The organism is Mycobacterium sp. E2733, from assembly GCF_001667585.1.
GTDB lineage: Bacteria > Actinomycetota > Actinomycetes > Mycobacteriales > Mycobacteriaceae > Mycobacterium.
The window spans coordinates 24,874-37,120 of record NZ_LZJZ01000029.1; the positions used below are offsets into that span (position 1 = coordinate 24,874).

The following is a 12,247-nucleotide window of genomic DNA, read 5'->3' on the forward strand; positions in this document are numbered from 1 at the left end:
GACTCCGAACATCAATTCGGCTCGATTAAACGGTCAGGAGCACCAATGAGCATCAACCCGTTCGACGACGACAATGGCAACTTCTTCGTGTTGGTCAACGACGAAGAGCAACACAGTCTTTGGCCAGCATTCGCCGAGGTTCCCGACGGCTGGTGGGTAGTACACGGCGAAGCAGACCGCGCTGCGTGCCTGGAATACATCGAACGGAACTGGACCGATATCCGGCCGAAGAGTCTGGGCGTTTCGTTGGAGCGCTGAGACCTGCCGAGGCGCGCGGTCGCTACACGCGCGAAAGGGGTTACGGTGAGCGCACTTCAAGCATTTCAGGTCCGTCACCGCCGGGCGGAAGATCCCTCGGTGGTGTCCGTCGGGTGCTCCGCAGACGGAAGCCTGCCATTCGCCGTTTTCCAGAACGCGCCCAAGCATCCGACGCGCGACCGAGGAGGCCAGGCATGCTGAGAACCCAGCACACGACACGCGATGCCGCACCGGATCAACTTGGACTCGGGCAGATGCTCAGGCTCGCATGGACATTGCCTCGGCGCGGCGATGACGCCTTCGACGAGTTGTTCGACCGCCACGGGGACGTAGTCTGGCTGTCACCGCCACCGCCGATATCTCGGCTCGTCGGATCGAGAGTCGCTTTCGTTCGGGATCCGGCGTTGATCAAGCCGTTGTTCACCTCGCCCGCCGACGAAGTCAACGCGCCAGAGCCGCACCGCGTGATGGATCCGTTCTGGGGAGACCGGTCGGTATTCATGCTCGACGGGCCGGACCACCGCCGGCTGCGGAAACTGATGCTGCCGCGGTTGCGCGGCGACGCACTGACGCAGTGGCGTGAGTTCATCGTGGCCAGGACAGAGCAAGAGGTCCGCGGATGGACCGATCAGCAGTCGGTGGCAGTGCACCCGCGGCTGCTCGATGTGTCACTGGAGCTGATCTTGAAAGTCGTGGCGTCGGTGCCCGATTCGGCTCTGCCGCGATGGAAATCGGCCTGGCGGGACTTGCTGACGACGGTGGCGTCGGGGCAGAGCGCGATGCGCTCGGCGCTGCGTTCATTCGGCGCACTGCGGTGGTGGCCGCGGTATCAGCGGGAGCTGAACCGCTGCGATGAGCTTGTGTACGACGAGATCGGCCGCCGCCGTCGGCGCCACCCGGAGCTCAGGCACGACGACGTGGTCGATTCGTTGCTGCACGCGCACGGGGAGCCGCTGTCAGACAGGGAGATTCGCGACCAGGTAGTGGGAATCATGCTCGGCGGCTACGACCCCCCAGCGACATTGGCGAGCTGGGCGATCGAACGACTGGTGCGTAGTCCACACGCGCTCGCAGCGGCCACCACGGAAGTACGCGGCGGTGGCGGCCAGCTGACGTATCTCGACGCGGTGGTGCAGGAAAGCCTGCGCTTGCGACCGCCATTCATGTTAGTCGCGAGATTCATTCCCCGGCCGCTGAGCTTAGGAGGACGTTACTTTCCGGGCGGCACGACCGTCATGGCAGTCGTTCAGTCCGTGCACCGGCATCCGGACCTCTACGACGACCCGAAAGCTTTTCGACCAGAACGATTTCTAGAGCAGCGCCCCGGCAGCTACCAGCTCATACCCTTCGGCGGCGGCGAACACCGCTGCCTAGGCGACCGGCTGGCCGTCTTCGAGGCCACTCACATGCTGGCGACAGTGCTGCGTTCGGTGAATCTAACCGCTGTCGATCCGCGCGATGAACCCATCCGCGTCGAAATGGGGCTTGTTCCCGGCAAGGGCGCCACCGTGCGGGCCACTCGGCCTGGTTGAGATCGTCACGACGCCCGCACTGCAGCCGCATTCCGGCGGGCCGGACGTTCAGCGCGCCAACTCTCGGATCGCGATGCGGCACAACGCCCAGGCCTGAGACGTCGCGTCGATGAGTGTGTAGTGATCGGCGCCGGGGAGCGCCAGCAGACGAGACTCGTCGCCGGCAGATCGAGCCGCGGCGACGAAACGCTGCGACTGGCTGAGCGGCACGTCGTCGTCGGCCGTGCCGTGCACACACACCGAGGGCACGCCCGTCGGAAGCAGGCCGCTGGGGCAAGCCATTTTGCGTGCGCGGGGATCGTTTGCCCAGGCGCCCAGAAAGTTTCGGACGGCTCCAGCACCCGTGTTCTCCCGCATGGCGAGCGTGAGGTTCAAAACTCCCGCCTGACTGAGGAAGCCGGCCAGCGGTACCACGGGAGAGCCTCCGGGAGCGTTGGGGGGCAGTGACCCTCGACCGGCCAGCCAGCCGGCCAGGTGCCCCCCCGCGGAGTGCCCGATCGCGATGACTCGCGACAGGTCGAGACGGCCTGTCGCCAGCGTCTGACCAGTCGTCGCGAGCAGGTCGACAGCGGCGGCGACGTCAAGACAGGTGGCCGGCCAACCGCCGCCTCCGCGGTCCGGGTCGTCGCCCACCCTGCGGTATTCGAGGTTCCAGGCAGCGAATCCGTGCTGCACGAGATCCTCAGCCAGATCGGAGGTCAGGTCGGCACCGTGCGCCGTTCGCCAGAACCCGCCGTGGATGACGACCGCGACCGGCCAGGGGCCCCTGCCGTCGGGAAGGCTGAGCACGCCGTGCTGGCTGGGATAGGTGCCGTAGCGCACTATCCAAGAGGAACCACCATCGACACGCAGGAACGCATCGGCGCCCCGCGGGCCCACCTGGGCTCCGCACCAAAAGCGAGGGTAGGCAGCTCGTCCCACGGAAGGCTTTGTTCGCCTAACAGGTCGACAGCCGATTCTGCGCCGGGCAGGAAGCCTCAAAAAGGCGATCGATCAGGAAGCCGACCCCGGTGGTGCCGCCGGTGCCCCGGCCGTCCCCGATGAAGCGGCTGACTGCGTCAAGGTGAGCCAGCCGCCACCGCGTCAGGCCGGCGATGAACACGTCGAGCTGCGCTCCCAGTTGGAGGCGCTGACGGCGGCTGCTCCTGTCGCCGGTGCGCCGGTCGGCGAGGATTTCCAGTAGCTCCGCAACCGGAGCGTGGCGAACGCCGTTCAACAAGGTTGCGAATTGGGCCGACTGTCCGGCCGTGATTCCTTGCAAACCACCGCGGAATCGGTTGAAGTCATCCACCGACAGATGTTCCAGGGCGCTCTGCGTCGTAATGGTCAGCTCGAGCACGGCGTTGGCGCGCTTCAAGCGATCGACCGCCTTGCCGAAGTCCGAGCGACGGGCGGACTCGAGCGCGACCTCGAGGTCGGCCAAGATCTGCGACACCCACAGTTCAGAGGTTTGATGGATGATCAGAAAGTAGCTCTCGTCACCCCGAGCGGAACGGTCGGCGTCCCCGAACAACGGCTTCACGGCGCCGAGCAGTTCGTCGAGGTGCAGGTACTCCGCGTAACGGAACCCGGTGGCCTGGATCTTCCGTTCGGCCTCGATGTCGTCTGCCTCCCCTTGCAACTCGCTGAACGGGCAACCGGTGGGAACTACTTCCACCGCTCCGTTGCTCAACTGCTGGCTCATCATGGCCCCCTCTCCCCAGTCCCGCTCGTCGGACCGGCCAAGATCGAAGGATTCGGAAACCTCAGCGGATCGAACCCCAACTAATGAATCTTTGATTTTTTCGCCGTACATACTGAGCGATTCGCTCGTAAGCATCTCTTGATGCGTGCAGTCGATCGAGTGCATGGTGATGTCGCCGGCAACGAATGGTCGCCAACTCTGCAGAAGCGACGGACCCTGACTGGTCTCACCCCGCGCGGCAGAAAACAGGACCATATCACCGGTGAAAACGCCGGGCTCGTGGGTTCGAGCCAACTCGATGTCATTGTTGATGTTCTTTATGAACAAATCCAAAACCTGCTGGTATCGGGGGAATTCCGCGGCGAATTCCTCGGCACCCCGTTCACGGATCAGCTCTTCTATTTGCTCGTAGGTAAACAGATCGGATCCTTCTGAACTGCCAATACGGTAGAAGCGCAAGGCATCTAGGTGCTTCGTCCAGTCATCGAGATCCTCGTTCGGCAAGGCGTCGGTGCTGGGCTGGGCATCGAGAACAATAAGGGAATCGATCACGCATCCGCGGCGGTGCAGCTCGACGGCGACGTCATGGGCAACGACGCCCCCGAAGGACCAGCCCAGAAGGTTGTAAGGTCCGGCGGGATGAACTCTTTGAATCCTGTCGGCGTAGTTTTTCGCCATTTCGTGAATTGACCGGGGTTCAACCTCTCCACTCTCGAGGACTTGTTGAATTCCAATGATCGGGCAATCCACGTAATTGCCGAGCGTTTGATACAGCCAACTCACCCCACCGCCAGGATGGATGCAGAACAGCGGCACACCGGTGCCCTTCCGCAGAGTTTGAACCGGAACCACTTCCTGCACGGAAACCGTGTCTTCGCAGTCGGGGAACCGGTCGAGATGGTCGGCGAGATCCGCGACGGTGGACGCGTCGAACAGGTAGCGCACCGGCACTTCTCGGCCCAACGCCACCTGCAGGCGCGCGCTCACCCGGGTCGCGATCATCGAATTCCCGCCGAGCGCGAAGAAGTCGTCATCGAGGCCGACCCGATCCAGGTTCAACACCTGGGCGAAGACTTCGGCGACGATCTTTTGCGTCTCGGTGTGCGGGGCCCGGAAGGGCGCAACGGCCACCACCGGCGCCGGCAGCGCCCGACGATCGACCTTGCCCGACGAGGTCAACGGAAACTCCTCGAGCACCACAATCTCGGCCGGCACCATGTAATCGGGCAACCGCGCGCCGACCTGCTGGCGCACCAGCGCGGGATCGAGCGACACCCCACTGACGTAGCCGATCAGGCGATCACCGGTGGGCGCGGTGGTGCACCGCGGCCGCCGCCTGAACGACCTGCGGGCACGCCAGCAAGGTGTTCTCGATCTCACCCAGTTCGATGCGCTGCCCGCGCAACTTGATCTGGGCATCGCTGCGGCCCAAGTACTCCAGCACACCAGCAGACGTCCAGCGCACCAGATCCCCGGTGCGATACATCCGCGCCCCCGCACCCCCAAACGGGTTGGCCACAAACCGTTCCGCGGTCTGGTCCGGCCGCCTGACGTAGCCGTGGGCGAGGGCGGGCCCGGCCAGATAGAGTTCGCCCGCGACCCCGACCGGGGCGGGGTTCAACCGCGCGTCGAGCACCAGCGTGCATAACCCCGGGATCGGAGCGCCGATGCTGACCGCCTGCCCCACCGACAGCGGTGCAGTGGAGGTGGCGCAGATGGTGGCCTCGGTGGGACCGTAGCCGTTGAACATCCGCCGGCCCGGCGCCCAGGCTGCCGCCAACTCCGCGGGGCAGGCCTCCCCGCCGGTGATCAGCGTGTCCAGCCCGTCCAGCCGAGTCCGATCCAGCGACGACAGCACCGTCGGGGTCACAATCGCCGCACTGACCCGCTGCTGCTGCAGCAACTCGGTCAGCGCCTCCCCCGCATACGCGTCCGGGGGTGCCACCACCAGCGCGGACCCCGAGGCGACCGCCCACAACCACTCGAAGATCGAGGCGTCGAAGGTCGGCGCGGCCACCGTCAGCACCCGCGCGTCCGCAACCAACCCGAAGACCGTGCGCTGCGCCGCCGCCAACCCCAGCAGACCGGCGTGACTGACCGCCACCCCTTTGGGTTCACCGGTGGACCCCGAGGTGAAAATCACGTACGCCGTGTCGTCCACCCTTAACGGCGCCAGCCGATCAGCGTCGGTGATCGGCTTCGCGCACCGCGCGGACAGGTCCAGACCATCGAGACGCAACACCGGGCGCGCCCCCGACCCATCAACGGTGTCGGCGCCGCACGTCAACACACACACCGCGCCCACCGCATCCAAAACCGTGGCGATGCGCTCGACCGGATGGGACCGGTTCACCGGCACATACACCCCGCCGGCCTTGGCCACCGCCCACCAAGCCACCACCAACTCCACACACCGATCCATCGCCACGCCCACCGCGCGCTCGGGACCCACCCCCGCCTCAATCAATACCCGCGCCAACCGCGTCGACCACGCATCCAACTCGCGATAAGACACCTGTCGCACACCATCGACCACCGCCACCGCATCCGGATCGGCCGCCACCGCCGCCGCCAACAACTGCGGCGCCACCCCCACCGGGGCTCCCACCCCGGCACCAGACCACCCCGACAAAACCAGCTCCCGCTCAGCGTGATCCAGCAACGCCACCTCGCCCACCAACACCGACGAATCGGCGACCACCGCCTCGATCACCCGCCCGAACCAGGCGACCAACCGCTCCACGGTGGACCGGTCGAACAGATCGGTGGCGTACGTGACCATCCCCGTCGCCATCGGCGCGGCCGGGTCCTCGGTGGGCTCCTCACCGATGTTGAAGTCCAGCTCGAACTTCGCGGCGCGGATGTCGGCCGCGAGCGGCTCGACGCTGAGGCCGTCGATCGCGACCATCTCGGGGCGCTCATTGTTCTGGAAGACCAGGGCCACCTGGAACAGCGGATGATGGGCCGTGGAGCGCACCGGGTTGAGCTGCTCGACCAGCAGTTCGAAGGGAACTTCCTGGTTGCTGTAAGCATCCAGCGCCTTCTGCCGCACCTGGTGGAGTACCTCGCTGAATCGGTGCGCGGTCTTGACCCCCACCCGCAGCGCCCACGAGTTGACGAAGAACCCGACCAGATCATCAAGTGCCTCATCCAGCCGTCCGGCGATCGTCGCGCCGATCACCACGTCCTCACCGGCTCCGACCCGGTGCAGCAGGACCGCCAATGCCGCCTGCAAGACCATCGAGACCGTCGCGTTGTGCGCCGCCGCCACCGCCTTGACTCCCGCCCATAGCTGCGGGTCGATGTGCAAATCGACTGCATCACCGCGATAACTCGGCACCGGCGGGCGGGCCCGATCCACCGGCAGCGACACCGCCTCGGGGATATCGGACAGCTCCTGCCGCCAATACCGCAACTGCTCAGCGATCACACTGTCGGGATCAGACTCGGCCCCCAACCACTCCCGTTGCCACAGCGTGTAATCGATGTACTGCACCGCCAACGACGCCCACCCCGGGGCGCGACCCTCCCGCCGCGCCTGGTACGCCTGGCCCACATCACGGATCATCGGAGCCATCGACCACCCGTCAAAAGCAATGTGGTGCAACACAATCCCCACCACAAACTCCTCGGGCCCCACCGAATAGATCTGCGCACGAATCGGAACTTCCGCCGACAAGTCGAACCGATACGTCACCAGCGTCAGCAAGTCTTTGAACACGTCCTGCTCCGGCAAGGAGACAACCGTCGGGCCTCCGCGCCGCCACATCCCGGGCCGGGCCGGCAACACCTCCTGGAACGGCACACCGTCGATGTCGGGGAATATGGTGCGCAGCGATTCATGGCGGGCGATCACATCATCGAGGGCCGCACCCAGCGCCTCGACATCCAGTTCCCCGTTGATCCGGAAGGCGATCGGTATGTTGTAGGTCGCGCCCCCGCCCTCGAACCGGTCGATGAACCACAATCGGCTCTGCGCAAACGACAACGGCACCACCGCGGGCCGGTCTTGTGCCGTCAACGCCGGCCTCGCCCGTTCTCCTGCATTCGCACCAATCCATTCGGCCAATCCGGCGACGGTGGACACGTCGAACAACGCCTGGATCGGGACCTGGACGCCCAGTTCGGTTCGGACCCGTGCTATCAGCCGTGTTGCCGACAGCGAATGCCCGCCCAGGTCGAAGAACGACTGATCGATGCCGACCCGCGCCACCCCGAGCACCTCACCGAACAGGTTGGCCAACAACAGTTCCCGTCGATCTCGCGGCGGCCGGTACTCCACCGCACTGACGAACTCGGGGGCCGGCAGCGCCCGCCGATCAAGTTTGCCGTTGACCGTCAGCGGCAGCGCCTCCACCACCATGATCGTCGCCGGCACCATGAACTCGGGTAACCGGCCAGCCACGAAGCGGCGTAGGTCAGCGACTCGTTCGATCGCCGACGGGTCGTCGACGCACTCGGCGAGAGAATCGTTCGACATGCACTGCTCAACCGGCTCCTGATTCAGGACGACGTAGCCCACCAGTTGCTTGTCGCCGTCCGCTTGCGGACCCGTGTTGGCGGTATGGGCGACCACCGCCGCTTGCGCCACCTCTGGATGGGCCGCCAGGACCGCCTCGATCTCGCCGAGCTCGATGCGATACCCGCGGATCTTGACCTGCTGGTCAGCCCGCCCCACGTACCGCAGCTGCCCGTCAGACCCCCAACACACCAAGTCTCCGGTCCGATACATCCGCGCTCCGAAGCCCCCGAATGGACAGGCCACAAACCGCGCCGCCGTCAACCCGGGCCGCCGCCAATACCCAAGTCCCACACCGGCACCGGCCACATACAACTCACCGACCACACCCGTCGGCACCGCTCGCATCGACCCGTCCAGCACAAAAAAGGCCAAGTGCGTCAACGGCATCCCGATGGGACTGACAACGCTGTCGGTGTCGGCTGCGACGATTTCCCGGAACGAGGCGTGCACCGTCGTCTCGGTGATGCCGTACATGTTGATCAGCTGCGGTAGTCCCGGGTGGTCGTACAACCAAGTCCTAAGACGTTGTGGTTCAAGCGCTTCACCGCCGAACACCACGGTCTCAAGTTTCAGCTGCCCACCCAGCTCGGGCGCTAGCGCGTCGGCGGTTTGCAGCGCGTAGAACGCCGACGGGGTCTGGCTCAACACGCTGACTTGTTCGGCAACGAGCAAGGAATGGAGGTCTTTTGGCGAGCGCGTCACCGACTCTGGCACCACCACCAGCCGCGCGCCGCGCAGCAGCGCACCCCAGATTTCCCACACTGAGTAGTCGAAAGCCAAGGAATGACACTGCGTCCAGACCTGTCCCGGCGCCATCTCGGCATCCAGTGACTCCAGCAGCCGGATCACGTTGCGGTGGGTGATCGGCACCCCCTTAGGGGCGCCCGTAGTGCCCGAGGTGTAGATGAAGTAGGCGATGTCATCGGTGTCCGGCGCCGGCAGGCCGACGCTCGGGTAGCTGAAGATGCGGGGGTCGTCGACATCGATGACGGGCAGATCGCACCCATCCAGCCGGTCGGCCAGCCCGGCGGTGGTGATCGCGGCGATCGGGGCGGCGTCGGCCACCATGAACCGGACCCGGGCATCGGGATGCATCGGGTCGATCGGCAGATATGCCGCCCCGGTCTTCAGCACCGCCAGAATCGCCACGATCGCCTCGGCCGATCGGGGCAACAGCAGCGCCACACACCGGCCACGGCCCACGCCCTGGCCGACCAACAAATGCGCCAACCGGTTAGCGGCCTCGTCAACCTCGCGGTAGGTCCACGAACCCTCCCCGTAGCTCAGCGCCACCGCCTCCGGGGCGCGCGCCACCTGCTCGCCAAACACCACTGGAATCGACACTGACGTGCTCACCGGCTCGCTCACTAACGCCGCCCGGTTACCCCACGCATCGAGGTCGGCGTGCTCACCGGCATCGAGTACATCCACCGACGAGAGCCGCCGGGTGGGATCGGCGGTCATGGCCGTCAATACCCGCCTCAACCGCTCGATCAGCGTCTCGATGCTCGCTGCGTCGAACACATCGGTGCGGAAATCAACCGTGCCCCCGATCCCGGCGAGCTCGCCGGCTTCCGTCCACCGTTCGCCGAGCGAAAAGACCAAATCCATTCGGGTGTCATCGACGACGCGCCGTGAGCCTGGCAGTGGCGTGATCTGCACATCGCCCAAAGCCAATGCCGCGGTGGGGTCATCGTCCTGCCCGGCAAAGTTCTGCCAGGACAACACCACCTGGAACAGAGGGTGATGGGTCGCACTTCGGGTGGGGTTGAGCCGCTCAACCAGCACCTCGAAGGGCACGTCTTGGTGCTCGTAGGCACCTAGGCCGCGCTGGCGTACCTGGGCCAGCAGCTCGGCGAAGGTGGGATCACCGGCCAGGTCGACTCGCAGCACCAAAGTGTTGATGAAATAGCCCACCAGCTCATCCAGCGCGGGGTCGCGCCGGCCGGCGATCAGGAATCCCACCGCCACGTCACTGGTGGCGGCGAGCTTGGACAACAACACCGCCAGGGCGGCCTGGACCACCATGAAGCCGGTCGCGTTGTTCTCGCCGGCCACGGCGCGCACGCGCTGCTGTAGCTCGGCCGGCCAGTCCACCGCCACGCTGGCGCCGCGGTAATCAGCCACGGGCGGATAGGGCCGGTCGGTCGGCAGCGCCAGGCGTTCGGGCATTCCGGCCAGAGTCTGCTTCCAATACTCCAGCTGCGCCGCGATGGGGCTGTCGGCGTCGCCGAGATCGCCCAGATGCGCGCGCTGCCACAGCGTGTAATCGACGTATTGCACCGCCAACGACGGCCATCCGGGGGCCGAGCCCTGCTGCCGCGCCCGATATGCCTCGGCCATATCCCGGGCCAATGGATGCAGTGACCGCCCGTCATAAGTGATGTGGTGCACCACAATTCCCACCAGATACTGCTCGGGCCCCACCGAATAGATCTGCGCACGAATAGGGATTTCGGTTGACAAATCGAATCGATACGCCACCAGCGTCAACAACTCTTCGAGAGCGTCCTGCTCCGGCAAGGACACGACCGTCGGGCCCCCGCGCCGCCACATCCCCGGCCGCGCCGCCAGCACCTGCTGGAACGGCACACCGTCGATGTCGGGAAATATGGTGCGCAGCGATTCATGGCGGGCGATGACGTCATCGAGGGCCGCGCCCAGGGCCTCGACGTCCAGCGCCCCGCCGATCCGGAAGGCGATCGGCATGTTGTAGGTCGCACCCCCGCCCTCGAACCGGTCGAGAAACCACAAGCGACTTTGGGCAAAAGACAACGGGATTCGCTCCGGGCGCGGCATCGCCTGCAGCGGCGCGTGCGTCGGTCCGCCACGATGGCGGTGGAGATGGTCTGCGAGATTCTTGACGGTGGACGCGTCGAACAGGTAGCGCACCGGCACTTCTCGGCCCAACGCCAACTGCAGCCGCGCGCTCACCCGGGTCGCCGTCATCGAATCCCCGCCGAGGGCGAAAAAGTCGTCGTCGAGCCCGACTCGGTCCACGCCCAACACCTGGGCGAAGACTTCGGCGACGACCTTTTCGGTCTCGGTGTGCGGAGCCCGGAAGGGCGCAACGGCCACCACCGGCGCCGGGAGCGCCCGACGATCGACCTTGCCCGACGAGGTCAACGGAAACTCCTCGAGCACCACAATCTCGGCCGGCACCATGTAATCGGGCAACCGCGCGCCGACCTGCTGGCGCACCAGCGCGGGATCGAGCGACACCCCACTGACGTAGCCGATCAGGCGATCACCGGTGGGACCGCGGTGCACCGCGGCCGCCGCCTGAACGACCTGCGGGCACGCCAGCAAGGTGTTCTCGATCTCACCCAGTTCGATGCGCTGCCCGCGCAACTTGATCTGGGCATCGCTGCGGCCCAAGTACTCCAGCACACCAGCAGACGTCCAGCGCACCAGATCCCCGGTCCGATACATCCGCGCCCCCGCACCCCCAAACGGGTTGGCCACAAACCGTTCCGCGGTCAACGCCACCCGGTCCAGGTAGCCGCGCGCCAGGGCGGACCCGCTCAGATACAGTTCGCCGACCACCCCGACCGGGGCGGGGTTGAGCTTCGCGTCGAGCACCAGCGCGCACACCCCGGGGATCGGGGCGCCGATGCTGACCGGCTGCCCCGCCGACAGCGGCGCGGTGGAAGTGGCGCAGATGGTGGCCTCGGAGGGACCGTAGCCGTTGAACATCCGCCGGCCCGGCGCCCACGCGGCCACCAACTCCGCCGGGCAGGCCTCCCCCGTGGTGACCAGCGTGTCCAGCCCGTCCAGCCGGGCCCGATCCAGCGACGCCAGCACCGTCGGGGTCACCACCGCCGCACTGACCCGCTGAACCTGCAGCAACTCGGTCAGCGCCTCGCCGGCGTAGACCTGCGGCGGGGCCACCACCAATGTCGCGCCGGACCCGACAGCCCACAACAAATCGAAGATCGACGCGTCGAAGGTCGGCGCGGCCACCATCAGTACGCGCGACTGCGCGCCCAATCCGTATACCTTGCATTGCGACGCGGCCAATCCGACCAGGCCGGCGTGGCTGACCACTACGCCCTTGGGGGTACCGGTCGACCCCGAGGTGAACATGACATAGGCGGTGTTATCGACCTTCAGCGGCGCCAGCCGATCAGCGTCGGTGATCGGCTTCGCGCACCGCCCGGACAGGTCGAGTTCGTCGAGACGCAACACCGGGCGCGCCCCCGACCCATCAACGGTGTCGGCGCCGCACGTCAACACACACACCGCGCCCAC

Annotated in this window: 5 protein-coding genes; 2 read left to right on the forward strand and 3 right to left on the reverse strand. The window is 66.1% G+C overall.

Going from position 1 to position 12,247, the window contains the following annotated elements; translation table 11 throughout:
- Positions 1-45: 45 nt before the first annotated feature.
- Positions 46-258 (forward strand): MbtH family protein, encoded by a 213-nt coding sequence (locus A5678_RS07120; protein WP_068040293.1) that lies wholly within the window; start codon positions 46-48, stop codon positions 256-258.
- 194 nt (positions 259-452) lie between these two features.
- Positions 453-1,790 carry a cytochrome P450 gene (locus A5678_RS07125; protein WP_082945426.1) on the forward strand — a complete coding sequence of 446 codons (1,338 nt, stop codon included), beginning with the start codon at positions 453-455 and terminating at the stop codon, positions 1,788-1,790.
- 48 nt (positions 1,791-1,838) lie between these two features.
- Here A5678_RS07125 and A5678_RS07130 read toward each other — a convergent pair whose 3' ends face one another.
- Genes A5678_RS07130 through A5678_RS07140 form a run of 3 tightly spaced genes read right to left on the reverse strand, consistent with a single transcriptional unit; the run spans position 1,839 to position 12,229 of the window.
- The gene (locus A5678_RS07130; protein ID WP_197502065.1) at positions 1,839-2,669 is read right to left on the reverse strand and encodes a S9 family peptidase; all 831 of its coding nucleotides are present in this window, start codon (positions 2,667-2,669) and stop codon (positions 1,839-1,841) included.
- Positions 2,670-2,727: 58 nt separating this feature from the next.
- Positions 2,728-4,749: a tryptophan 2,3-dioxygenase family protein gene (locus A5678_RS27000; RefSeq protein WP_068040298.1), complete on the reverse strand. Its 2,022-nt coding sequence runs from the start codon at positions 4,747-4,749 to the stop codon at positions 2,728-2,730.
- Positions 4,750-4,774: 25 nt separating this feature from the next.
- Positions 4,775-12,229 (reverse strand): non-ribosomal peptide synthetase, encoded by a 7,455-nt coding sequence (locus A5678_RS07140; protein ID WP_231983590.1) that lies wholly within the window; start codon positions 12,227-12,229, stop codon positions 4,775-4,777.
- Between the last annotated feature and the right edge of the window lie 18 nt (positions 12,230-12,247).

Excerpts from the sequence above, each read along its gene's own strand:
- A5678_RS07125 (WP_082945426.1), top strand. The coding sequence starts at position 453 with ATGCTGAGAACCCAGCACACGACACGCGATGCCGCACCGGATCAACTT.
- A5678_RS07120 (WP_068040293.1), top strand. The coding sequence starts at position 46 with ATGAGCATCAACCCGTTCGACGACGACAATGGCAACTTCTTCGTGTTG.